Below are 23,135 nucleotides of genomic sequence, written 5' to 3' on the forward strand. Positions count from 1 at the left end.
ATCGTGTCGGAACGTGTGCCGCTCGACTTCGACCCGCCGGTTCGCCAGCTGAGGGCTCTGCTGCTCGGCGTCACCGATGACGATCTCACCGCGCCCACGCCGTGCGACGGCTGGTCGGTCGGCGACCTGCTGGATCACCTGATGACCGTGACCGGCGCGTACGTGCGGGCGGCCCGCAAGCAGCCCGATCCCGACGCACCCACGCAGCCGTCGGCCGCGCACCTGCCGGCGCAGTGGCGCAGCCGCCTGCCGGTGCTGCTGGAGGAGTTGGCGACCGCGTGGAAGGACCCGGCGGCCTGGGTAGGCACCGCGCTGTCGGGCGGCGTCACCACGGCCGCGCCAGCGGTGGCGGCGGCCGCGATGAACGAGCTCACCACTCACGGCTGGGATCTCGCCCGGGCGACCGGGCAGGACTTCGCCGCGGATCCGCGCAGCCTGGAGGCGCTCGTCGGCTTCCTCGACCCGGATCGGCCGGTGGTCACGCCGCCGACGACGGACCTGGAGGACGAGCCGACCCTGCTGGCGAAGGTGGTCGAGTTGACCGGCCGCGACCCGCACTGGCATCCGGGCAACCGCCATCATGGCGGCCGCACCACCCGCGACGCGGCCTGACCAGCGGGCACCACGCCGGGACGCGGCCTGACCCGGCGCGCACCACGCCGCGACTACCAGTGCCGCTCGCGGTGGAAGGTCCGGGCTCCGTACACCAGGCGGTCGGGCGGCGGGGTGAACTTCAGCTTCGGCTGCCCCTCCAGGGCGTCGCGCAGCGTCTGGGCCACGGTGAACTTCGAGATCGTGCCCCGGCCCGCGCCCACATGGTGTTTGGGATTGTCCGGATCGGCCACGAACGCCGCCGCCGCCAGTTGCGGCGTGAAGCCACAGAACCACGCCGTCCGGTTGCTGTCGGTCGTGCCGCTCTTGCCGGCCACCGGCCGCCGCATGGTGCCGTACACCATGGGTGAGGTCTGCCAGCCGCCGCAGCCGCCGCGCGCGGCGCCGTAGCCGGTCACGCAGCGGGCCGCGTCGGTGGCGGCCCGGGCGACCGCCTTGGTGACGGCCTGGTGGCAGCGCGGCAGGGCGACCCGGCGGCCCTCGTAGACGACGCTGGCCCCGTCGCGGTCGTCGATGCGGCGGACCGGGATCGGCTCGCAGTACCTGCCCTCGGCCGCGACCGTGGCGAACACGTTGGCCATCTCGACCGGGGTGACGTCGCTGACGCCGAGCGTGAACGCGCCCCAGTCGTTCGCGTGGGCCGGGCTGGCGAGGGTCCGGTCCACGTCGGTACGCCACTTCAGGCCGAGCCGTTCGGCCATCCGGACCGCGTTGCGGGCGCCGACGCGCTCCTCGAGCTGCACGAAGTACGTGTTGACGGACTTGCCGAACCCGCTCCACATGGTCTGCCGGCCGTTCATCGACTTGCTGGCGTTCTGCGGGCACCAGTACTTGCCGCAGGTGGCGCGGCCGGGGGTGGTGATGTACTTCGACACGTACTTCTGCGGAGCCTTGATCGATGTGGACAGCGGCATCCCCCGGCTGAGCGCGGCCAGCAGGGTGAAGATCTTGAAGGTGGAGCCGGCCTGGTATCCGGCCATGTCCCCGCCGCCCAGCAGCGGGTTGACCGTGTTGGGCCAGTTGCCCTTGAGCTTGGCGCGCCGCTTGGCCGGGTCGCTGTGTTCGCCGTTGCGGCGCTGATCCAGCGAGTACTTCCGGTTCACCGCCATGGCGACGATGCGACCGGTGCCGGGCTGGATCACCACCTCGCCGTGGGCGAAGGTGCTGCGGCGCCGCTCCTTGTTCAGGACGTGCTTGAGGGCCGACGCCTGGATTCTCGGGTCGAGGGTGGTGACGATCCGGTAACCGCCGCGGCGCAGGTTCTCCTCGCGTTCCATCGGGGTCGCGCCGAACGCCGGCTGCTCCTGCCACCACGTACGCAGGTAGTCGCAGAAGAAGCCCCAGTTGTTGTGTCCCTTGCCCATGCTCACGCAGTCGTTGGGCGGCGTGGTCAGCTTCAGGTCGATGGGGGACTTCTTCGCAGCCGTGGCCTGCTCGGCCGTGATCGTGCCCAGCTTCAGCATCTGGTCGATCACGTAGTTGCGCCGGTCGGTGGCGGCCCCCCGGTCCCGGCTCGCCGGGTCGTACGCGCTGGGCGCCTTCACCAGCCCGGCCAGCGTGGCGGCCTGGGTCAGGGTCAGGTTCTTCGGGATGGTGGAGAAGAAGATCTGCGACGCGGAGAAGATCCCGTACGCGCGGTGGCCGAAGTAGGCCGAGTTGAGGTAGCGCTCGAGGATCTCCTCCTTGGAGACCTGCTTCTCCAGCTCGATCGCGAGCCGCATCTCGCGCAGCTTGCGGGCGGTGGTCTGCTCGGTGGCGGCCAGCGCCTCCCGTGGGGTCTTCGCGCCGTCGCGCAGCGCCATCCGGACGTACTGCATGGTGAGCGTCGACGCGCCCTGGGAGACCCCGCCGGCCTGCTGGTTGGCGACGAACGCGCGGACCACGCCCTTGGCGTCGACGCCGTTGTGCTGGTAGAACCGGGCGTCCTCGGCCGCGACGATGGCCTGCGCGATGTACGGCGACATCTCCGCGAGCTTGGTCGGCTTGCGGTGCTCCTCGTAGAACATCGTGAGCAGGGTCTTGCCGTCGTTGGCGTAGACGTACGTGGTCTGGGCCGGCGGCACGATGGTGAGCTGGTCGGACATGTTCTCCAGCGCCTCGCTGCCCTTGCGGGCTCCGAGGCCTCCGATGGCGGCGATGGGGAACACGAGGCCCGCGACGACGAGACCCGTGATGAGCCCGGCACGTACCAGTGGGGTGATCCGCATGGTGGCGGCGAGACGGCTGCGCAGCACGTTTCTGAAGGTATGGCAAAACCTCTCATGTTTGTACGGAACGGCCGAAGTGAGCGGCTGATCGCCGTCCGGCATGCTGAGGCGGTGACTACGCCGATCGACGAGGGTCTCGGGCATCACGGCGACGCCGAAGTGGCCCCCGGGTTGATCGACCTCGCCGTCAACGTGCGGCAGCAGCCGATGCCCGGCTGGCTGGCCGAGCCGATCACGGCGTCGCTGGCCCGGCTGGCCGCGTACCCGGATGCCACCGGGGCCACGGCGGCGGTCGCCGCGCGGCACGGCCGCGACCCGGCCGAGGTGCTGCTGACCGCGGGCGCGGCGCAGGCGTTCGTGCTGCTGGCGCAGGCGCTGCGCGGCGCGCGGCGCCCGGTGGTGGTGCACCCGCAGTTCACCGAACCGGAGGCCGCGCTGCGCAACGCCGGGCACGAGGTGCAGCGGGTGCTGCTCGCCCCGGCGGACGGCTTCCGGCTCGACCCGGCGCGGGTGCCCGCCGACGCCGACCTGGTCTTCGTGGGCAACCCGACCAATCCGACCTCGGTGCTGCACCCGGCGGCCGACGTGGCGGCGCTGGCCCGGCCGGGCCGGGTCCTCGTGGTGGACGAGGCGTTCGCGGACACCACCTACCGGGCGGGGGTGCCGGGGGAGCCCGAGTCGCTGGCCGGGCGCACGGACCTGCCCGGCCTGGTGGTGTTGCGCAGCCTCACCAAGACGTGGGGGCTGGCCGGGCTGCGCATCGGTTACCTGCTCGGCCCGGCCGACCTGCTGCCCCGGCTGGCGGCCGCGCAGCCGCTGTGGGCGGTGTCCACCCCGGCCCTGGCCGCCGCCACGGCGTGCGCCTCGGCGGTGGCGGTCGCCGCGGAACGCCGCATCGCCGAGGAGCTGGCCGCCGAGCGCGATCACCTGGTCGCGGGGCTGGCGGGCGTGCCGCAGGTCACTGTTGCCGGCCATCCGGCGAGCGCGTTCGTCGCCGTACACCTGCCCGGCGCCGCCGAGGTGCGCCTTGAGCTGCGCAGACGCGGCTACGCGGTGCGGCGTGGCGACACCTTTCCAGGGCTGGGCGCCGATTGGCTGCGGGTGGCCGTGCGCGACACTGCGACCACGGACGCGTTCATCGCGACCCTGAACGACGTGCTGAAGGAGCGACAGTGACCTTGGAGACGACGCTGGCGGCCATCGCGCCCGCGGATCCCGCGGCCATGGCCGCGGCCCGCGACCTGCAGGCCCGCCTGACGAAGCCGGCGGGTTCGCTGGGCGAGCTGGAGGATCTTTCGGTACGGCTGGCCGGGCTGGCCCGCAGCTGCCCGCCCCCGCTGCCGCAGCCGGCGAGTGTCGCGGTGTTCGCGGGCGACCACGGCGTCCACGCCCAGGGGGTCACCCCGTGGCCGCAGGAGGTCACGGCGCAGATGGTGGCCAACTTCGTCGCGGGCGGCGCCGTGGTCAACGCGTTCGCCCGGCAGTCCGGCGCGGACGTGCTCGTGGTCGACGTGGGTGTCCAGGCTCCCGTGCCGCTGGATGCCCCGAACCTGCTGGACGCCAACGTGCGCCGGGGCACCCGCGACCTCGCGGAGGAGCCGGCGCTGACCCGCGACGAGGCGCGCGCCGCCGTGGAGGTCGGCATCCGGGTCGCGAACGCGCTGGTCGACGGCGGCGCCGCATGCCTGATCGGCGGCGACATGGGCATCGCCAACACCACCCCCGCGGCCACCCTGATCGCGGCGTTCACCGGCGCGGAGGCGGCGGCGGTGACCGGTCGCGGCACCGGCGTCGACGATCCGACGTACGCGCGGAAGGTGGCGGTGGTCGCGGCCGCGCTGGCCCGGCACCAGCCTGATCCCGCCGACCCGCTGGGGGTGCTGGCCGCGGTCGGGGGGCTGGAGCACGCCGCGCTGGCCGGTTTCCTGCTGGGCGCGGCGGCCCGCCGGGTGCCGGTCATCGTCGACGGCGTCATCGCCGCGTCGGCGGCGCTGGCCGCGGCGGCGTTCGCGCCGGACGCGGTGGCCGCCATGGTCGCGGGCCACCGTTCCGTCGAGCCGGGCGCCTCGGTGGCCCTGGCCCACCTGGGCCTGACGCCGCTGCTGGATCTGGGGCTGCGCCTGGGTGAGGGCACCGGCGCGGTGCTCGCGCTGCCCGTCGTGGCCGCCGCGGTGCGGGTCCTGCACGACGTGGCCACCTTCGACTCGGCGGGGGTTTCGGAGAAGTGAACCTCTACCCGCTCGCGCTGCGCCTGACCGATCGCCGGGTGCTGGTCGTCGGCGGCGGCGCGGTCGCCACCCGCCGGGTACCGGCCCTGCTGGCGGCGGGTGCCCGCGTGGAGGTTGTCGCCCCCGAGCTGACTCCCGCGCTGCGCGCGCACGCCGACGCGGGCCGGGTGACCTGGCACGCGCGCCGGTTCGCTGCGGCCGATGTGGACGGCGCCTGGCTGATCCAGGTGGCGGTGGACGACCCGGAGGCCGCCGCGCAGGTCAGCGAGGCGGCGGAGCGGGCCCAGGTGTTCTGCGTCCGGGCCGACGACCGGACCGCCGCGACCGCCTGGACCCCCGCGGTGACCCGGCACGGCGCGGTGACGGTGGCGGTCACGGACGACGGCGACCGCCGCCGCGCCCTGGCCGTACGCGACATCGTCGCGGCGGCGCTGGAGAACGGCCCGCTGGCCGGGGCGGCCGGTGGGCGCAATGCGGAGGGGGACGGGCCGGCGACCGTCGGCGGGCACGTCGCGCTGGTCGGTGCCGGACCGGGCGACCCGGAACTGATCACGGTCAAGGGGCGCCGACTGCTGGCCGGGGCGGACGTGGTGGTGGCCGACCGGCTGGTGCCCGGCATGCTGCTGGGCGAGTTGCGCGCCGAGGTCGAGTTCGTGGACGCCGCCAAGATCCCGTACGGGCCGGCGGCGGCGCAGGAGGAGATCAACCGGATCCTCGTGGAGCGGGCCCAGGCGGGCAAGTTCGTGGTCCGGCTCAAGGGCGGCGACCCGTTCGTGTTCGGCCGTGGCGGCGAGGAGGTCGTGGCGTGCGCCAAGGCCGGCGTGCCGGTCACCGTGGTGCCCGGCGTGACCAGTTCGATCGCGGCCCCGGCGCTGGGCGGCATCCCGGTCACCCACCGCGGTGTCGCGCACGAGTTCACGGTGGTCTCGGGGCACGTGCCGCCGGATGATCCCAGCTCACTGGTCGACTGGGCGGCGCTGGCGCGGCTGCGCGGCACGCTGGTCGTGCTCATGGGGTTGAAGAACCTGCCCCGGATCGCGGCGCGGCTGCTGGCCGAGGGGCGCGCGGGGGACACCCCGGCCGCCGTGGTCCAGGAGGGGTCCACGGACGGTCAGCGGGTGCTGCGCAGCACGCTCCGCGAGGTCGCGGACGCCGTCGCCGGGGCGGGCATCCGCCCCCCGGCGGTGGTGGTTGTCGGCGACGTGGTCACCGCCCTCGCCTGAGCGAGTGCACCGAGCGCAGCGAGGGCCGCGAGCGCGGGCGCGGCCGGCTCTGTTTGGGGGCGGTCAGTGCTCGGCGGGCGGGTCGTCGGTGGCGCCGAGTTCGGTGAGGAAGGAGCGGGCCCACGACGCCACGTCGTGGGTGCGCAGGTGCCGCTGCATGAGCCGCATCCGCCGCTTCTGCTCGCCCGGTTCGGCGCCCACGGCGCGCAGCAGCGCCTCCTTTACCCCGTCGGGGTCGTGCGGGTTGCACAGGAAGGCCTGCCGCAACTCCGTGGCCGCCCCGGCGAACTCGCTGAGCACCAGCGCCCCGCCCGCGTCGGCGCGGCAGGCCACGTACTCCTTGGCGACGAGGTTCATGCCGTCGCGCAGCGGGGTGACCATCATGATGTCGGCGGCGACGTACATGGCCGCGAGTTCCTGACGGCTGTACGACTGGTGCAGGTAGTGCACCGCGGGTACGCCGACCTTGCCGAACTCGCCGTTGATCCGGCCGACCTCGCGCTCCACCCGTACCCGGAGGGTCTGGTAGTGCTCGACCCGCTCGCGGCTGGGCGTGGCGACCTGGACCATGACCGTGTCGCCGACCGTGAGCTTGCCGTCGGCCAGCAGCTCGCGGAACGCCTTGAGGCGCAGCTCGATGCCCTTGGTGTAGTCGAGCCGGTCCACCCCCAGGATGATCGTCTCGGGGTCGCCCAGTTCGGCGCGGATCTGCTTGGCCCGGGCCTGTACGGCCGGGTCGGCCGCCATCCGTTCCATGTCGCGGGTGTCGATGCTGATCGGGAACGCCCCGGCCTTGACCTTGCGCCCGTCCACCTGAATGGACTGACCCTCGTAGCGCAGGCCGAGCAGGTGCCGGGCGAGCCGGACGAAGTTCTGCGCGGCCAGCCGTTGCTGGAAGCCGACCAGGTCCGCGCCGAGCAGCCCGCGCAGCACCTCGGCCCGGAACGGCATCTGCATGAACAGCTCGATGGGCGGGAACGGAATGTGCAGGAAGAAGCCGATCCGCAGGTCGGGCCGCATGTCGCGGAGCATCGCGGGTACGAGCTGGAGCTGGTAGTCCTGCACCCACACGGTGGCGCCCTCGGCGGCCACGTCGGCGGCGGCCTGCGCGAAGCGCTGGTTGACCAGCCGGTACGCCTCGCGCCAGCGCCGCTTGTAGACCGGGGTCTCGACCGCGTCGTGGTACAGCGGCCAGATGGTCGCGTTGGACTGGCCCTCGTAGTAGCGCTCCAGTTCGTCGGCGCTCAGCGGCACCGGGTGGATCTTGATGCCTTCCAACTCGAACGGCTCCGGTGCCTCGCCGTCCCCGCCGGCCCATCCGATCCAGGTGCCGCGGCGCTGGACGAGCACCGGGTGCAATGCGGTGACCAGACCGCCAGGGCTGGGACGCCACTGCCGTTCGCCGTCGGTCGTGGTGACCTCGTCGACGGGCAGGCGGTTGGCGACTACGACGAAGGAACTGCGTTCGGCCACGCTGAGTGCACCTCCGGGTCGTTTCTTCCCCTATGCCGAGCCTACTGTGCGTAGCGGGGTGGGGCTTGCCGTGGGATGGCGGTCGGGTGCCATCCTTGTCCGGTGGAGCTGTCCGACGATCTTTCCCCAGCGCGCCGGCCTTTGTTCGTCCCTGTGGTGCTTGCCACCGTTTTTCTGATCATCATCGGTGTGTCGGCGGGGCTGGCGCTGGCGACGTGGCGCGGGCAGGGCACAACCGGCAACCAGGGACAGAACGAGCCAATTCCGGCAGTCGTCCAGAACGCGCAGGCCTGCCGGCCGGAGACCCAGAACATGGGTGCGCGCGCCAACGCGTCGGGCACCCTGCGGATCGCGCTGCTGGTGCGTACGCGTACCTCCGCGATCTGGATCTGCCGCGACGGCGCGGGGCAGCTGTTCTACCACGCCAACCGGGGCGGCGAGTCGGCCGACTGGGTCGAGGGGGTGACCGCGCTGTTCCTCACCGGGGTGCGCCGCGACGGCGACGAATACGCGGTCAAGGCCGCCGACGGCACGGTGTTCGAGCTGAATTCGGACCGGCTGCGGATCATCCACAAGGACGGGCGCGAGGAGATCCAGGACGCCGTCTAGGAGTGATCGCCGGGGGAATCCGGGCGGTCCCGCCGGGGTTGACGTCGGAGCGGGTTCGGTGGGGTGGAAAGATTGTCCCCCGACCTCGGCCGGTCCGCGTAGCTGCATCCGGCTCCGCAATCACGATCACGGAGGTAGGGCGCACCGTGGCCCAGTTCATCTACGTCCTGGAAAAGGCGCGCAAGGCGCACGGCGACAAGGTCGTGCTCGACAACGTGACGCTGAACTTCCTGCCGGGCGCCAAGATCGGTGTGGTCGGCCCGAACGGCGCCGGTAAGTCCAGCCTGCTGAAGATCATGGCGGGCCTGGACACCCCGAGCAACGGCGAGGCCCGGCTCATGCCCGGCTTCACGGTCGGCATGCTCGCCCAGGAACCCAAGCTCAACGACGCCAAGACCGTCCTCGGCAACATCGAGGAGGCGGTGGCGGAGACCAAGGCCAAGCTGGAGCGGTTCAACAAGATCGCCGAGCAGATGGCCACCGACTACTCCGACGAGCTGATGGAGGAGATGGGCAGGCTCCAGGAGGAGCTGGACCACGCCGACGCGTGGGACGTCGACTCCCAGCTCGAACTGGCGATGGACGCGCTGCGCTGCCCGCCGCCGGACGCCGACGTCACCCAGCTCTCCGGTGGTGAGCGGCGCCGCGTCGCGCTGTGCAAGCTGCTGCTGGAGGCGCCGGACCTGCTGCTGCTCGACGAGCCCACCAACCACCTCGACGCGGAGAGCGTGCAGTGGCTGGAGCAGCACCTCGCCAAGTACGCGGGCACGGTCATCGCGATCACCCACGACCGGTACTTCCTGGACAACGTGGCCAACTGGATCCTGGAGCTGGACCGCGGCCGGACGTACCCGTACGAGGGCAACTACTCGACGTACCTGGACAAGAAGGCGGCCCGCCTGGCGGTCGAGGGGCGCAAGGACGCCAAGCTCAAGCGGCGCCTCTCCGAGGAGCTGGAGTGGGTGCGCAGCAACGCCAAGGCGCGCCAGACCAAGAGCAAGGCCCGCCTGGACCGCTACGAGGAGATGGCCACCGAGGCGGAGAAGACCCGCAAGCTGGACTTCGAGGAGATCCAGATCCCGCCGGGCCCCCGCCTGGGCAACACCGTGATCGAGGTCAAGGACCTGGTCAAGGGCTTCGACGAGCGGGTACTCATCGACCACCTGTCGTTCTCGCTGCCGCGCAACGGCATCGTCGGCATCATCGGCCCCAACGGCGTGGGCAAGACCACCCTGTTCAAGACCATCGTCGGCCTGGAGCAGCCGGATTCCGGCACGGTCCGCGTCGGCGAGACCGTCCAGCTTTCGTACGTGGACCAGAACCGCGCCGGGCTCGACGGCGACCAGACCGTGTGGGAGGTCGTCTCCGACGGCCTGGACCACCTCATGGTGGGCAAGGTGGAGATGCCGTCGCGGGCGTACGTGGCCGCGTTCGGCTTCAAGGGGCCGGACCAGCAGAAGCCGATCAAGGTGCTCTCCGGTGGTGAGCGCAACCGGCTGAACCTCGCGCTGACGCTGAAGATCGGCGGCAACGTGATCCTGCTCGACGAGCCGACCAACGACCTGGACGTGGAGACGCTGTCCAGCCTGGAGAACGCGCTGCTGGAGTTCCCCGGCTGCGCCGTGGTCATCTCCCACGACCGGATGTTCCTCGACCGGGTGGCCACCCACATGCTGGCGTGGGAGGGCACCGAGGAGGACCCGGACAAGTGGTTCTGGTTCGAGGGCAACTTCGAGGCGTACGAGAAGAACAAGATCGACCGGTTGGGTGCCGAGGCGGCCCGCCCGCACCGGGTCACGTACCGCAAGCTGACGCGTGACTGATCCGAGACGCTTCGTCTACGACGCGGCCGTGCGCTGGTCCGACCTGGACGCGTACGGCCACGTCAACAACGCGCGCTTCCTCACCCTGTACGAGGAGGCGCGCGTCGCCATGTTCTTCACCGCCGCCCGGGCGGAGGGATTCACCTCGTTCGAGGAGGGCATCGTCATTGCCCGGCACGAGATCGACTATCTGCGGCCGGTCGACTACGGCGAGCCGGTGCGCGTCGAGATGTGGGTGTCCGAACTGCGCGCGGCCTCGTTCGCGGTCTCGTACGAGCTGTTCGACAACGACGTGCTGGCCAGTCGGGCGAAGTCGATCTGCGTGCCGTACCACCTGGCCAAGGGGCATCCGCGCCGTCTCACCCCGCAGGAGCGTGAGTTCCTCGCCCCGTTCGTGGCGTCCTGATGGAACACGGCCTGGACGGGGTCGCGGACGCCGGGGCGTTCCTGGCCCGGCTGACCCGGCTCGATCCCGCCGCCCCGGTGCGGCTGCGCGCCTCCGGGGACCGGACGGCACTGTGGGCCGTCCTCCCGTGGGGCGTACTAGTCACCCGGGAGGTGGCCGGGGCGGGCCCGGCCGACGTCACGGTGTCGGCGGCCGAGCTGCTGGACGCGTTGTCGCGGGGCGACGCCGCGCTGCCGCCCCGCCGGGACTCGGCGTGGCGCTGGCCGTTGCCCCCGGCGGGAGTCCGCCCGGTCGAGGCGGTGTCCACGGCCGAGCTTTCCCGACTGGCGGCGGCCGCCGCCGGTACGCTGCGCGCGGTCACCGCCGGTGCGCTGGGTGACCGTACGGTCGGCCAGCGCGCGGTGCGCGACGCGCTGCTGGATCACGTGGCGCTGGTGGTGACCCCGGCGGACGGGCGTCGGCTGGAGGTGCCGCAGCGGCTCGTGCAGGCGGTGTCCCGGATGGGCTTCCTCGGACCGGTCGATGTGGAGGGTCCGGACACACGGGTATGCGTGGCGGGACGCTGGGTGGGACTTTCCGCACCATATGGAGTCGCGTGGCTACAGCCAGTTCAAGAGCTGGCCGTTAAGCCTATATAGACTCACCCGTTCGGGTGATGGAGAGTCGGCCGTCCGGTTTCGCCCTCTCGTTGGGGGGATGACCTCGGGGACCTGTACGGGTACCGTCTGCCTCCGGGTCCACCGCTACGTCCGGCGAGGGCCTCTGGGGAGTGAGGTGCACAACGATGCCGTGGTGGTCATGGCGTCCCGGATCGACCGGAACCAGCCGGCCGCGGACCGGTGGCGAGGTGGCGTTGCAGAGCAACCCGCGCGCCGCGGTCCCCGCGCAGCGGGAGCCCGGCCAGTCCGGTCCCGCGGCCGATCTGTCCACGATCGACCAACCCGATCATGTCGCGCCGGTCACGCTGGAGCGGATCGGCAAGTCCCTCGACCTGCTCGACATCCGGTTCCTCGCCGATGGTGGCGGGAGCCTGCTGGCGATGTGGGAACGGCACGCCGTGCTGTTCACGCTCGAGGGGCCCGACGACGAGATCCTCGTGATGCGTGCCCGTCCGCACGCCACCGTCCCGCCCGACTGGGCGGACCGCGCGTATCGCGTGGTCAACGAATGGAATCACACGCGGCGCTTCTGCAAGGCGTACGTCGGCGACCCGACCGAGCGGGGCCAGCTGCCGATCTACGCCGAGCTGCAGGTGCCGCTCAACTCCGGCGCGCACGACGCCCTGCTGGTCGAGATGCTCGACTGCGGTGCCGCCGTGGCGACCTCCTTCGTCGACTGGCTCCACGACGAGGGTGCGCTGCTGTAGGCGCTCCAGACGTGACGAGGGGCCCCTCGCGGGGCCCCTGTCTCGTTTCCGGACGTCGTCGGCATCCGTCAGGACAGCGGGAACATCCCGATCCGGCCGTGGTACTCCCGGCCGAGCGAGGTCGTGTCCGAGCCGACGATCAGCCCGCCCGGCACGGCCAGGAACACCCGGACGCCGACCCCGCGGCTGCGGGTCGGATTCCACGGCAGCGCCCTGCCCGTGGCCGGGTCCAGGGCACCGATGCCGGGCCGGGACACCGCGCCCGGCCCCGGACCGCCGGTGTCCGTCCCGTGCGGATTGTCCAGATAGCGCTGATGCCCGCCGACGTACACGGCGGGGCCGGTGACCGCCACCGCGTACAGTGAATCGCCGCCCGTGCGCTGCACCCAGGTCGGGCTGTGCGCGCCGTCGCCGGTCGCCTCGAACCGGGCCGCCGAGTCGCACATGCTGGTGGGCGACGCGGCCCGCCCGGTGGCCACCACGACGAGGTACTGCCCGTCGGGCGAGAACTTCACCTGGCGCAGGTAGGTGTCGAAGCCCGCCATGCACCTCTGCTTGTACACATCGGTGTACCAGCCCGTCACCACGGCGGCCGCGCCGGACACGTCGTACATGGCGATCTGCGTACGGTCATGGCCGTTCGCCCGCAGCAGCGCGCCCACGGCGACGAGTTTGCGGCCGTCCGGGGAGATGTCGAAGTGCTCGACCCGGGTACGGGGGATTCCCGGCGCGGACAGCTTCGGGTCGAAGCCCAGGTCCACCGCCCCGTTGGCGATGCTGAGCCGGGCCAGGCCCACCCGTGCCCTGCCGTTGATCGCGGAGAACGTGCCGCCGACATAGAGGCGGTTGGCGGAGATGGCCATGGCTCGCACGTCGCCCCAATTGATCTTGGCGATGAACGAGCTGATCCGCGCCCCGTTGGCGACCGACAGCCGGGTCAGGCCGCGCTGGGCGACCCGGTTGACGGTCTTGAACACGCCGCCGACATAGACCGTGTTGCTCGGCCCCGCGGCGAGCGCGTACACCGCGCCGTCGACCTGCGGGGCGAACGACCGGATCGCGCCGTCACGCAGCCCGTACGCGAAGATGTTGCGCCGGGCGTAGGTCACCTTGCGGGCGCTGTCCTGCACCCGGGTGAAGGCCCCACCGACCACGACGGTGTCGCCGACGACCGCGACGGTCCATACCGTCCCGTCCAGCACATGCGGGGTGTTGTCGACCGGGTTGGTGGACACGATCGACGGCTGCGCCAGGTCGGCCGCCGCCGGGCTGGCGGCGTGCAACAGGACGAGCTGAGGCAGGACGAGCAAAGGGAGAATTGCGGCAATCAGGCGGCGGCGCATGGGCGGCTCCTGGGCTCGGGTCCGCGAGCGCCGGGTTGCGGCGCGACACGGTCGGACACATGCTCAACGAGCTGGCCCCGTGCCGGGATGCGCCTAGTGCGTTATTTCTTCCGAATCCATGGTGTTCACCATGAAATACGCCGCTCGTTCGAGGTAGTCCCACAACGCCGAGTGGTGTGGTTCCGGCAGCCCCAGCGAGTCGACCGCCACCCGCATGTGCCGCAGCCACGCGTCCCGCTCCGCGTGCCCGACCCGGAACGGCGCGTGCCGCATCCGCAGCCGCGGGTGCCCGCGCTGGGCCGAGTACGTGTTCGGGCCGCCCCAGTACTGCATCAGGAACAGCGCCAGCCGGTCGGCGGCCGGGCCGAGATCCTCCTCCGGATACATCGGGCGCAGCAGGGGATCCTCCGCGACGCCGACGTAGAACCGGTCGACCAGCCGGCGGAACGTCCGCTCACCGCCGACGGCGGCGAAGAAGCTCGCCTCCTCGGGCACGTCGGCGGCCGGACTCGTCCCGGCGGCCGGGGTCACCGGCAGGGTGCTCTGCTGGTCATTCGCTGCACTCACCCGTCCAGTGTGCCAGCCGCCCCGGTACGGGAGGTGACGCCGGTCGAGCGCGGGCGCCCGCCGGTGGTGTGGCCGTGCGGCGCGGAGTTGGGCGCGGCCGGGGCCGGCGGCGCGGCCGGGTGTCCCTTGGCGGACGACCCCCTGGCGGGCGACCCGGCGGCAGGCGACGGACCCGCAGCGGGCCCGGTAGCCGGCCCGGACGACCCCGTCGCGGACGGCCCGGTGGAGGAAGCCCCCGTGCGGGATGTACCGGCGGCGGACGATCCCGTCGCGGACGGTCTGGTGACCGACGATTCCGGGGGAGAGGCCGCGGCGGCGGCCGCGATCGCCGCCTCGAAGCGTCCCGGCCGTGGCCACCGGGCGGCCAGCGAGGCCATCAGCAGCACGCCGCCGACGCTCCACCAACCGACGACCGTGGGCACCCGGAAACGCTCGGCCAGCAGGCCCGTCGCCAGCACCGCGCCACCCTGGGCGAGCTGCATGCTGCCCTGCACGACCGCGAACGCGCGGGCCCGGAAACCGTGCGGCAGGGCCAGCACGAACAAGGCGTTGAGGGTGGGCAGCAGACCGCCCTGGGCGACGCCGGACAGCAGCGTCAGTAACGCCACCACCTGAGTGGGCGGCGCGGTGAGCGCGGGAACCAGGGCCAGCGGTGCCGCGACCGCCAGCGGCCGGATCAGCCGCTGCCGTACGCTCGGCCGGACGAACCGGCTGATCAGCACGCCGCCGATGACCCAGCCGACCGGCCCGGCCGCCATGATCATCCCCTGGTGCAGACCACGTGTGGCCGGGTCCGGGTTGCCCTGCGCGGCCCACGCAGCGGCCAGCCCCTCCGGCACGATCGCGAACACGGTCAGCGTCACGGCCAACCCGCCGATCGCGGCCAGCACCGGGTTTCCGAACACCATCTTGAAGCCCTGGCCGGTCTCGCGCAGGAGGTGGTTGCGCTGAGCCGGACTGGTCGCGGCCGGCCGGGGCCGGACCCCGCTCACCAGCAGCAGCGCCGAGAGCCCGAAGCCCACGGCGGCCAGCACGATGGCCAGCCGCGGGTTGACCGCCGCGGCGAGGGTCGCGCCAGCGAAGTAGCCGAACACCTGTGCCGCCTGCGCGGTCGTGGTGTTGAGCGCCAGGGCCACGACCATCCGGTCGCGGCCCAGCATCAGCGGCAGCAGCGCCGACCGGGCCGCCTGGGCGGGCGGGGCGGCCAGCATCGCGAGGAAGACCACGACCAGCAGCGCCGAGACCGGCAGATGCGGCACCGCCACGAGCGCCACCAGCGCCATCCGCGAGAGATCGCAGATGATCATCACCCGCCGGTACGGGTACCGCTCCGCGAGCGCCGCCAGCAGGGGGCCGCCGGCGATCCACGGCAGATAGCCGATCGCGAAGGACGCGGCGGACAGCAGCACCGACTCGGTGCGCTGATACACCAGCACCGTGATCGCGGCCCGGGCCAGGTAGTCGCCGACCCAGCTCACCAGCAGCGCCAGATACAGCGCGCGGTACTCCCGGACGGCGAACACGTCCCGGAACGTGACCGGACGGTCCGGCGTCCGCGCGTCGGCGGGGTGTCCCGAAGGCGCGGGAGGTGTGTCGTCGGACACCAGGCCCTCCATCGTTCGCGGACGGCCGCCGGAGGCGACGGCTGCCGGGCAGGTCCCGCGGGGAGCGCCTGCGCATGATGAGCCCTGCGCCCGGTGAGCCCTGCGCGGAACGGGACGGTGCATGTGCAGATGCTTCTGCGGATTCTGCCCGATCGTCCGACTCGTGGCTAGGGCGTACGGGTGGATCGTCGACCTTTCGGCCGATCAAGGCATCCCCCGATGGGTGATCCGGGCAGCTCAGGTGGCTCCACCCGGTCGAGTGTCAGATTCCGGCGCGATGTCCTCCCGTGGCGGTACGGCGGCCCTCGGCGCGAGCCGGGACGCGGCGATCTGCTGGGCGAGCCCGGACTCCTCCAGCGCGTCCACCAGACGCCGGCGCAGCTCCCGCTGCACGATCACCTGGCCGTCCGCGGTCGTCTTCGCGATCGTCCGGATGACCGCTCCGTCCACGGTGAGCTGTTCCACCCCGACCACCTCCGGCGGCTCCAGGAACTCCGTGGCGTGCAGCGGGTCGTCGGCCAGCGACAGCGCCGCCTCGCGCAGCACCGATCCGGCCTGCTCGGAGTTGACGAAACCGATCGGCAGGTCGATGACGACCATCGCCCAGCCCTGGCTCTTGTTGCCGACCCGGACGATCTCGCCGTTGCGCACGTACCAGAGCACGCCGCGGGCGTCGCGGACCGTGGTGACGCGCAACCCGACCGTCTCGACCACTCCGCTGGCGTCGCCGAGGTCGACCGAGTCGCCCACGCCGTACTGGTCCTCCAGGAGCATGAACAGGCCCGCGATCAGGTCCTTGACCAGGCTCTGCGCGCCGAAGCCGAGCGCCACGCCGACGATTCCGGCGCTGGCCAGCAGCGGGCCGAGGTTGAAGCCGAGCTCGCCCATGACCAGCAGCGCGGCCATGGTGAAGACCACCGCCGTGACGAAGCTGCGCAGCACCGACCCGATGGCCTCGGCGCGCTGTCGCCGCCGCTCGGGGACGAACTGGCTGTCGGTCGCGTCCTTCGCCCGCTCCCGCAACGGTTTGAGCAGCGCGGGCAGCTCGGCCTTCGAACTGCTGGTGGTGAGACGCGTGATCATCCGGTGCAGCAACCAGCGGATCAGGATCGCGATCAGGATGATCGCGATGATGCGCAGCGGCTTGACGATGCCGATGGCGAGCAGCTCGCTGCCCGTCAGCTTGTCGACCGACTTGCACCACGCGTCCGTGCAGCCGGGGGTCTCGAACAGTGGCCCGGACGGGGTGACACCAGGAGTGGGAGCTAGGAGCAACACGGGTCTGAACCGTACCCGCCCCGGTCGGGGGAGCTGGAACCGGACATCTGTCACCCGGGTATTCGGACGTTCATGAGCCGGCCACAGATTGTGCTCGCAATTCCGTCATTCATCAGGGACTATTGGCGCACGGACACCGGAGATCCGGGGCTTGTGCTCCGCCGGTGACCGCCCGCCCACGTCCGCACGTCAAGCCATGGGAGCCGTGACAGCACCTACTCCGGAAGGGTGATCGCGATGCCTGACATACGACCCGCAGTGGGCTCTTCCGCGTTGGTGTTGAACGCAACCTACGAGCCGCTGTGCGTCGTATCGGTGCGTCGAGCGACCATCCTCGTGCTGACCGCCAAGGCCGAGTGCGTCTCCGACGGTGACGGCCTGCTGCACAGCGCCCACCGGACGCTGCCGGTCCCGTCCGTGGTCCGCCTCACCCGGTACGTGAAGGTGCCGTACCGCACGCATGTCGGGTTGTCCCGCCGAGCCGTCTTCGCCCGCGACGGTGGGCGCTGCGCCTACTGTCGCGGCTCCGCCGAGACCATCGACCACGTCTTCCCGCGTAGCCGTGGCGGCCTGCACGCCTGGGAGAACGTGGTGGCCGCGTGCGCCAAGTGCAACCACAGCAAGGGTGACAAGACCCCGGCCGAGCTGGGCTGGCGGCTGCACGCGGCACCCGCGGCGCCGCGCGGTGTGGCCTGGCGGGTGCTGGGTCACCGCACCCCGGACCCGCGCTGGGCCGACTGGCTCGACCTGCCCACCCCCGTCGACGCCGAAGCGGCCTGACCCGCGCCGGACGGCGCAACTGCGGCGGGCGGCTCAGCTGCGGCGGGCGGCTCAACTGCGGCGGGCGGCTCAGCTGCGGCGCGTGGCAACCAGGGACGCGAAGACGACCACGTTGTCGGAGTAGCCGCGGGTGCCGCCCAGCCACCTGCCCCCGCACGTCACCAGCCGTAGCTGCGGGCGGCGGTAGTCGCCGTACACCCGCTCGATGGGCAGCCGGGACTTGGCGAAGTGCTCGACCGAGTTGACCTCGAAGACCGCGACCCGGCGGTCGCGGCGCAGCACCTCGATCCGCTGGCCCGGCCGCATCCGGTCGAGATCATGGAACACCGACGGCCCGGTACGGGTGTCCGCATGCCCCACGATCAGGGCGGGCCCGAACTGGCCCGGGGTGGGCCCGTCACGGAACCAGCCCGCCTCCCGGTGCCGCTGCACCGGCGGCACGTCCACGGACCCGTCGACGGCGAGGCCCACCTCCAGGATCGGTGCCCGTACCTTGATCGCCGGGATGGTGAGCCGCACCGGCGGGCTGGGCTCCAGCACCGGGAACGCCCGTGGCGGCGGTTTGTCCGGCCCCCGCAACAGCCCGCGCAGGTCGAACCCCGTGGTCGTGCCCAGTCCGGCGCCGAGGCAGAACAGGCCGATGAAGACCAGCGCGGCCGCCAGCATTCCGAGCGGGAACGGCCGGCGTCCCCGTACCCGTGGGGGTGGGGGCAGGGGCCGCCGGCGCGGGCGCGGCACCACCGCGCCCGCCGTTGGCCGGGCGGGCGCCCCGCGCGGGCGGGCCGTGACCACCCGCGCGGGAGGTCCCGCGATCGCCGCGCGGGGGCGGGGCGGCACCGCGCGGCCTCAGTAGGCCCGGCGGCGCCAGGCCGCCACCGCGACGATCAGCCCGGCCACGACGGCGGCCACGCCACCACCGACGAGGGCCGGTGCCGCGCGGTCGGCGGCGGTGCCGCCCCCGCCGGTGGCCGGTCCGTGGCTCGGTTCCACCTTCGTCACCACGTGCAGGGTGCCCGTCGCCTTCTTGCCGTCCGGGCAGGCCAGCCGCACCTCGTACGCGCCGGGCGGGGTCGCGGGCGGCACCCGGACCGTCGCGGTGAGAAAGCCGTAGTTCGGCGCCGCCGTGACGGTGGCGAACGCGCTGGAACTCACCGCGGCCGCCTGGAGGTTGTCCGTGCAACTGGCCCGGACCGCGATCTCGTCACCCGCGCGGGCGGTGCTGGGGTTCGTCTCGACGAACACGCCCTGGGCGAGCGCCGGGGCTCCGGCGGTGCTCACCGCGAGGAGGGCCAGCACCCCGAGGCTCAGCGGGAGCGCCGCGGCGGCCACGAATCTTCGCATGACTCCCCCTCACCGCCGCTACGGCAGGAACGGCGCGTGAGGGTGATTTTCGCATCCCAACGGCCATTCCGCCGAGATCCCTACGGCGTGAGACACGGGGTCGAGACCCGACCGTCCGGGACGACCCGCGCTCCGCTACCGTGATGGCGTTCGGATCATTGGGCAGGTAAGCGCCTGGGGGCGTTGAGGTTGTCGATTACTAGCACCGTTCTGGTCTTCGTGGCCATCCCGGCCGCGATCATCGGGGTCGTCTACGGGCTGACGTTCGCCGGCAGCGACCGGGGCCGCCGGGACCGGCGGTACCGCCCGGGCCGGCCGTACGACTTCCAGCCGATCTGGTTCCTCGCCGCGCCCGAGCGGGTGAGCCCGGCGCCCGCCGGGCGGGCGCCGCAGGCGCTGGAGTCCGGCGTACTGGAGAACGCCAAGGGTGAGCGCGTGCTACCCGGTCCCGTAGGAGGCGCAAGTGACCGTTGGTGAGGCGCAGCTGTTGGCCACCGAGCACGAGCCCAGCAGCGAGATCGCCAAGAAGGTCGCCGAGGGCGCCGCGGCGCTCGACGGCCCCTTCACCACGCGGCAGCTGCTGCGGCTCGACGAGGCCCTGCGCGTGGCCGACCAGCAGACCGGCCTGACCTTCAGCGTCTACATCGGTGAGCTGGACGAGCCGGTGCGGGGGGCCGCGGAGAAGCTGCACGGCCAGCTGGAGCGCAGCACCACCGCCGTGCTGGTCGCGGTGTCGCCGAACCAGCGGGTGCTGGAGATCGTCACGGGGCCGGAGGCGCGCAAGCGGATCTCCGACCGGGACGCCAAGCTGGCGGCGCTGTCGATGGCGGCGTCCTTCGCGGGCGGTGACCTGGCCGGTGGCATCATCTCCGGGCTGGACCAGCTCGCCTCGCACGCCGGCCGGCACTGACCCCGACCGGTTCAGACCCAGGACGACGGCGCCACGCGCACCGGGTACGGGGCGTCGAGCACGGTCAGCTCGACGCCCCGCACGGTGCGCTCGTGCGTGTATCCGGCGCTCGACTCCAGCACGTACACGTGCAGGGCGGGTTCGCCCACGTCCAGTTCCAGCCGCCAGTACCGCGGGATCCCCGCGTCGGCGTACAGCGCCGGCTTGAGCAGGCGGTCGTAGCGGCGTGAGGGCGCTGACTCCACCTCCACCACGAGCGCCGCGTCGGCCGGGTGGGTCCAGGTCGACCCGGAGGAGTGCGGGCGCAGCACGGTGACGTCGGGGATCAAATTGCTGGCGCCGACCTGGATGCCCTGCCGGGCGCACACCCACCAGCCGGGCGGCGCCGCGCCCCGCAGCGTCGTCACGAGGGCCCGCACGGCCGCCTCGTGCGCGTCGTCCAGCGGCGGCGTCACGTGCAGGCTGCCGTCCACGATCTCGTAGCGGTGCCCGTCCTGCGGGAACATGTGCAGGTCCGGTTTGGTCCACGCACCGGCGGGCGCGGTCCACCGTGCCAGTGAGCCCTGACTCATGATCACGCCGAACACCTCCATGTCGCGGAGTGTCAGCGTACTCACGCAGGGTGGCGGATCGGCAGGGTCGACGCGAAGGCGGCCCCGACCGGGGCCGCCTTCGTCAGGTCCGGTCAGGCAGTTGCCGAATCCCGGGCGCGGGCTTTGTACGCTCGCAGCACCCCGTCGCGGCCCTCGGCCACGAGCCGCCGCAGCGACTGCGGATGCCCGTCGCGGGCCAGCCACGCGTCGGTCAGCGCGACCGTCTCCTCGCTGATCTGGTACACCGGGTACGCCAGTTCCACGAACTCCTGGGCCGGTTCGCTGTCCGAGTGGGCCCAGACGTCGCCCACCACGTCGAAGAACTTCGCGGCGTACGGGGCGGTCAGCGCCACCTGGCTGGAGGTCTGGAAGCCCTGCAGCAGGGAGCGGTGCAGCCAGTTGGGCAGCTTCTCCGTACCGGTCAGCCGCGCCCACACCTGCGCCTTGTTCTCGGCGGTCGGTACCAGCGCCCGGGCCAGCGCGGCCTCCCGCTCGCCGCTGGCCGTACGGTCGCCGTTGAGCTCGTCCTCGATCTGCTGGTCGGTGGTGGCGCCGAGGGCGGCCAGCGCGTGCAGCAGCGTCCAGCGCAGCTCCGTGTCCACGGTCAGCCCATCGGGCACGTCGACGCCGTCGAGCCAGCCGCGCAGCGTGGCCTGGTCCGCCTCGCCGCGCGCCGCGCCGATGAACGCGCGGGCCCAGGCGAGCTGGAAGCCGCTGCCCGGTTCGGCCGCGGCGACGGCGTCCTTCGCCAGCCGCGCCAGCGTCGCCCAGCCGGTCGGTGCCCACGCCGGGTCGGAGTACAGGGCCACCGCGCCGGCGGCCTGCCGCAGCGTCGCCGTGACGAGGTTGATGTCCTGCTCGGCGGGCAGGCCGCTGACCACCAGCGCCACGTAGTCGCGGGCGGCCAGCTCGGCGTCGCGCACCATGTCCCAGGCGGCCGCCCAGCACAGCGCCCGGGCCAGCGAGGAGTCGAAGCCGCTGATGTGCCGCACGACGGTGGCCATGGACCGCTCGTCCAGGCGCAGCTTCGCGTACGTGAGGTCCTCGTCGTTGAGCAGCAGCACGTCGGCCGCGCGCTTGCCGGTCAGCTCGGTCAGCTCGGTGCGTTCCCCGCTGACGTCCACCTCCACCAGCTCGCGGCGCACCAGCCGGTCGCCGTCGAGGTCGTACAGGCCGACGCCGATGCGGTGGGTGCGCAGGGTCGGGTAGGCGGTCGGGGCCTCCTGGTGCACCGCCACCCGCCCGTACGTGCCGTCGGCGGCGATCTCCACCACCGGCCGCAGCGTGTTGACCTGGGCGGTCTCCAGCCACTGGGCGGCGAACTTGCGCAGCTCCCGGCCGGAGGCGGACTCCAGCTCGGTCAGCAGGTCGTCGAAGGTGGCGTTGCCCCACGCGTGCCGCTGGAAGTAGGCGCGCAGCCCGGCCAGGAACGGGTCCAGCCCGACGTACGCGACGAGCTGCTTGATGACGCTGGCGCCCTTCGCGTACGTGATGCCGTCGAAGTTGACCTCCACGGCCTCCAGGTCGGGCATCTCGCAGTACACCGGGTGGGTGGAGGAGAGCTGGTCCTGGCGGTAGCCCCAGTTCTTGCGCATCGACATGAACGTGGTCCACGCGTCGGCGAACCGGGTCGCCCGGGTGTTGCACCAGTGGCTGGCCCACTCCGCGAAGGACTCGTTGAGCCACAGGTCGTTCCACCAGCGCATGGTGACCAGGTCGCCGAACCACATGTGCGCCAGCTCGTGCAGGATCGTGTTGGCGCGCTGCTCGTACTCGTAGTCGGTGACCTGGGAACGGAAGATGTAGTGCGCCTCGGCGTGGGTGACGCAGCCGAAGTTCTCCATCGCGCCGGCGTTGAAGTCGGGCACCCACAGCTGGTCGTACTTGGGCAGCGGGTAGCGGATTCCAAAGTGCTCGTGGAAGAAGTCGAAGCCCTGCTTGGTGATGAGGAACAGGTCGTCGGCGTCGAGGTGCTGGGCCATCGACGCGCGGCAGTACACACCGAGGTCGATGCCGTCGTGCGAGTCGCGCACCTCGTGGTACGGCCCCGCGCACAGCGCGGTGATGTACGAGCTCATCCGCACCGAGGGCGGGAAGTGGACCGTCTTGGCGCCGGGCCCGGCGGGCTCGGTGCGCTCCGCCGGCATGTTCGACATGACCTTCCAGTGCGCCGGCACCGTGGCATGCCAGGTGAAGGAGCTCTTGAGGTCGGGCTGGTCGAAGCAGGCGTACACCCGCTGGGCGTCGGCGGTCTCGAACTGGCTGTAGAGGTAGATCTCCTTGTCCACCGGGTCGAGGCTGCGCTGCATGCCCTGCCCGCTGGCCGAGTACGCGAAGTCCGCGTCGACGACCAGGGTGTTCTCGGCGGCCAGCCCGGTCAAGGTGAGGCCCTTCTCGGCCGACCAGTCGGAGGTGTCGACGGGCGCGCCGTTGAGCACCGCCGAGCGCACGGCGACCGCCGCGACCTCGATGAACGTGGTCGCCCCGGGCTCCGAGCAGCGGAACGTGACCGTGGTGACGGACCGGAACGTGTTCTCACCCGGGTTGCCGGAACCGTCGGTGAGATCCAATGCGATGTCGTACCCGGTGATCTCGAGCAGGCGGGCCCGCTCCGCCGCCTCCACCTGGGTCAGGTTCCGAACTCCGGCCACGTTGCCTCTCCTCATGCTGACTCTCCGCACCCTGCGCTGGCTGTCGCGGCTGCGGCGGGTGGGGACGGCGCGCCCCCATCCGAGTTTTCCACGACACCCTATGCGGTCCATGGGTGGCGCA

22 protein-coding genes are annotated in these 23,135 nt (G+C 72.2%); 12 read left to right on the plus strand and 10 right to left on the minus strand.

Annotation, left to right across the window (positions count from 1 at the left end):
- The first annotated feature begins 3 nt into the window (after positions 1 to 3).
- Positions 4 to 612 carry a TIGR03086 family metal-binding protein gene (locus EV385_RS21525; protein ID WP_130511087.1) on the plus strand — a complete coding sequence of 203 codons (609 nt, stop codon included), beginning with the start codon at positions 4 to 6 and terminating at the stop codon, positions 610 to 612.
- Positions 613 to 665: 53 nt separating this feature from the next.
- Here EV385_RS21525 and EV385_RS21530 read toward each other — a convergent pair whose 3' ends face one another.
- Complete coding sequence (locus EV385_RS21530; RefSeq protein ID WP_242625328.1) at positions 666 to 2,819, minus strand: transglycosylase domain-containing protein; 2,154 nt, start codon at positions 2,817 to 2,819, stop codon at positions 666 to 668.
- A 111-nt stretch (positions 2,820 to 2,930) separates the two neighbouring features.
- Here EV385_RS21530 and cobC point away from each other — a divergent pair, with 111 nt between their 5' ends.
- The 3 genes from cobC to cobA are packed head-to-tail and all read left to right on the plus strand — an operon-like array spanning position 2,931 to position 6,270.
- Positions 2,931 to 3,995 carry an Rv2231c family histidinol phosphate aminotransferase CobC gene (gene cobC, locus EV385_RS21535; RefSeq protein ID WP_242624997.1) on the plus strand — a complete coding sequence of 355 codons (1,065 nt, stop codon included), beginning with the start codon at positions 2,931 to 2,933 and terminating at the stop codon, positions 3,993 to 3,995.
- Positions 3,992 to 5,047, plus strand: coding sequence for a nicotinate-nucleotide--dimethylbenzimidazole phosphoribosyltransferase (gene cobT / locus EV385_RS21540; protein WP_130511090.1), 1,056 nt, complete (start codon positions 3,992 to 3,994; stop codon positions 5,045 to 5,047). The genes cobC and cobT overlap by 4 nt, the downstream gene beginning before the upstream one ends.
- Positions 5,044 to 6,270 (plus strand): uroporphyrinogen-III C-methyltransferase, encoded by a 1,227-nt coding sequence (gene cobA, locus EV385_RS21545; protein WP_130511091.1) that lies wholly within the window; start codon positions 5,044 to 5,046, stop codon positions 6,268 to 6,270. The genes cobT and cobA overlap by 4 nt, the downstream gene beginning before the upstream one ends.
- Positions 6,271 to 6,333: 63 nt before the next feature.
- On the opposite strand, the gene EV385_RS21550 is transcribed toward cobA, so the two are convergent.
- Positions 6,334 to 7,743: an alpha,alpha-trehalose-phosphate synthase (UDP-forming) gene (locus tag EV385_RS21550; protein ID WP_130511092.1), complete on the minus strand. Its 1,410-nt coding sequence runs from the start codon at positions 7,741 to 7,743 to the stop codon at positions 6,334 to 6,336.
- Positions 7,744 to 7,845: 102 nt separating this feature from the next.
- On the opposite strand from EV385_RS21550, the gene EV385_RS21555 reads away from it, so the two are divergent.
- The 5 genes from EV385_RS21555 (at position 7,846) to EV385_RS21575 (ending at position 11,947) form a co-directional block, all read left to right on the plus strand.
- Complete coding sequence (locus EV385_RS21555) at positions 7,846 to 8,352, plus strand: hypothetical protein (RefSeq protein ID WP_242624998.1); 507 nt, start codon at positions 7,846 to 7,848, stop codon at positions 8,350 to 8,352.
- Between the two features lie 146 nt (positions 8,353 to 8,498).
- Positions 8,499 to 10,175 (plus strand): energy-dependent translational throttle protein EttA, encoded by a 1,677-nt coding sequence (gene ettA / locus EV385_RS21560; protein WP_130511094.1) that lies wholly within the window; start codon positions 8,499 to 8,501, stop codon positions 10,173 to 10,175.
- Positions 10,168 to 10,581: an acyl-CoA thioesterase gene (locus tag EV385_RS21565; protein WP_130511095.1), complete on the plus strand. Its 414-nt coding sequence runs from the start codon at positions 10,168 to 10,170 to the stop codon at positions 10,579 to 10,581. The genes ettA and EV385_RS21565 overlap by 8 nt, the downstream gene beginning before the upstream one ends.
- On the plus strand, positions 10,581 to 11,219 hold the full coding sequence (locus EV385_RS21570) for a DUF8185 domain-containing protein (RefSeq protein ID WP_207229893.1): 639 nt from the start codon (positions 10,581 to 10,583) through the stop codon (positions 11,217 to 11,219). Before EV385_RS21565 ends, EV385_RS21570 begins: the two co-directional genes overlap by 1 nt.
- 146 nt (positions 11,220 to 11,365) lie before the next feature.
- The gene (locus tag EV385_RS21575) at positions 11,366 to 11,947 is read left to right on the plus strand and encodes a type III secretion system chaperone family protein (RefSeq protein WP_130511097.1); all 582 of its coding nucleotides are present in this window, start codon (positions 11,366 to 11,368) and stop codon (positions 11,945 to 11,947) included.
- Positions 11,948 to 12,015: 68 nt separating this feature from the next.
- Here the strand turns inward: EV385_RS21575 and EV385_RS21580 are convergent, their stop codons facing one another.
- The 4 genes from EV385_RS21580 to EV385_RS21595 all read right to left on the minus strand — a co-directional run bounded on the left by EV385_RS21580 (position 12,016) and on the right by EV385_RS21595 (position 16,739).
- Positions 12,016 to 13,257 (minus strand): delta-60 repeat domain-containing protein, encoded by a 1,242-nt coding sequence (locus EV385_RS21580; RefSeq protein ID WP_242624999.1) that lies wholly within the window; start codon positions 13,255 to 13,257, stop codon positions 12,016 to 12,018.
- Between the two features lie 126 nt (positions 13,258 to 13,383).
- Entirely contained in the window at positions 13,384 to 13,821 is a 438-nt protein-coding gene (locus tag EV385_RS21585) for a globin (RefSeq protein WP_423203125.1), read from the minus strand.
- A 32-nt stretch (positions 13,822 to 13,853) separates the two neighbouring features.
- A complete protein-coding gene (locus tag EV385_RS21590; protein WP_207229894.1) occupies positions 13,854 to 15,461 on the minus strand; it encodes an MFS transporter in 1,608 nt (535 codons plus the stop codon).
- Between the two features lie 237 nt (positions 15,462 to 15,698).
- Positions 15,699 to 16,739: a mechanosensitive ion channel family protein gene (locus EV385_RS21595; RefSeq protein WP_130511100.1), complete on the minus strand. Its 1,041-nt coding sequence runs from the start codon at positions 16,737 to 16,739 to the stop codon at positions 15,699 to 15,701.
- Positions 16,740 to 16,976: 237 nt separating this feature from the next.
- Between EV385_RS21595 and EV385_RS21600 the strand changes: the two genes are divergently transcribed.
- Positions 16,977 to 17,519, plus strand: a complete 543-nt coding sequence (locus EV385_RS21600; protein ID WP_130511101.1) for an HNH endonuclease — start codon at positions 16,977 to 16,979, stop codon at positions 17,517 to 17,519.
- A gap of 69 nt (positions 17,520 to 17,588) precedes the next feature.
- On the opposite strand, the gene EV385_RS21610 is transcribed toward EV385_RS21600, so the two are convergent.
- The gene (locus tag EV385_RS21610; protein WP_242625000.1) at positions 17,589 to 18,356 is read right to left on the minus strand and encodes a class F sortase; all 768 of its coding nucleotides are present in this window, start codon (positions 18,354 to 18,356) and stop codon (positions 17,589 to 17,591) included.
- A 9-nt stretch (positions 18,357 to 18,365) separates the two neighbouring features.
- Positions 18,366 to 18,860 (minus strand): hypothetical protein, encoded by a 495-nt coding sequence (locus EV385_RS21615; protein WP_130511102.1) that lies wholly within the window; start codon positions 18,858 to 18,860, stop codon positions 18,366 to 18,368.
- Between the two features lie 189 nt (positions 18,861 to 19,049).
- Between EV385_RS21615 and ctaJ the strand changes: the two genes are divergently transcribed.
- Both ctaJ and EV385_RS21625 read left to right on the plus strand, forming a co-directional pair.
- Entirely contained in the window at positions 19,050 to 19,337 is a 288-nt protein-coding gene (gene ctaJ / locus EV385_RS21620; protein ID WP_242625001.1) for an aa3-type cytochrome oxidase subunit CtaJ, read from the plus strand.
- Positions 19,324 to 19,770, plus strand: coding sequence for a DUF5130 family protein (locus EV385_RS21625; RefSeq protein WP_423203075.1), 447 nt, complete (start codon positions 19,324 to 19,326; stop codon positions 19,768 to 19,770). The genes ctaJ and EV385_RS21625 overlap by 14 nt, the downstream gene beginning before the upstream one ends.
- Before the next feature lie 11 nt (positions 19,771 to 19,781).
- On the opposite strand, the gene EV385_RS21630 is transcribed toward EV385_RS21625, so the two are convergent.
- Together EV385_RS21630 and pepN are read right to left on the minus strand one after the other, a co-directional pair.
- On the minus strand, positions 19,782 to 20,363 hold the full coding sequence (locus EV385_RS21630; RefSeq protein ID WP_130511103.1) for a Uma2 family endonuclease: 582 nt from the start codon (positions 20,361 to 20,363) through the stop codon (positions 19,782 to 19,784).
- 92 nt (positions 20,364 to 20,455) lie between these two features.
- Positions 20,456 to 23,029 carry an aminopeptidase N gene (gene pepN / locus EV385_RS21635; RefSeq protein WP_130511104.1) on the minus strand — a complete coding sequence of 858 codons (2,574 nt, stop codon included), beginning with the start codon at positions 23,027 to 23,029 and terminating at the stop codon, positions 20,456 to 20,458.
- Positions 23,030 to 23,135: the final 106 nt, after the last annotated feature.

It is taken from the genome of Krasilnikovia cinnamomea (assembly GCF_004217545.1).
In the GTDB taxonomy this organism is placed as follows: domain Bacteria; phylum Actinomycetota; class Actinomycetes; order Mycobacteriales; family Micromonosporaceae; genus Actinoplanes; species Actinoplanes cinnamomeus.

Coding starts and splice junctions, on each gene's coding strand:
- EV385_RS21530 (WP_242625328.1), bottom strand. CDS start 2,819: ATGCGGATCACCCCACTGGTACGTGCCGGGCTCATCACGGGTCTCGTC.
- EV385_RS21570 (WP_207229893.1), top strand. CDS start 10,581: ATGGAACACGGCCTGGACGGGGTCGCGGACGCCGGGGCGTTCCTGGCC.
- EV385_RS21575 (WP_130511097.1), top strand. CDS start 11,366: ATGCCGTGGTGGTCATGGCGTCCCGGATCGACCGGAACCAGCCGGCCG.
- EV385_RS21600 (WP_130511101.1), top strand. CDS start 16,977: ATGCCTGACATACGACCCGCAGTGGGCTCTTCCGCGTTGGTGTTGAAC.
- EV385_RS21615 (WP_130511102.1), bottom strand. CDS start 18,860: ATGCGAAGATTCGTGGCCGCCGCGGCGCTCCCGCTGAGCCTCGGGGTG.
- EV385_RS21630 (WP_130511103.1), bottom strand. CDS start 20,363: ATGGAGGTGTTCGGCGTGATCATGAGTCAGGGCTCACTGGCACGGTGG.
- pepN (WP_130511104.1), bottom strand. CDS start 23,029: ATGAGGAGAGGCAACGTGGCCGGAGTTCGGAACCTGACCCAGGTGGAG.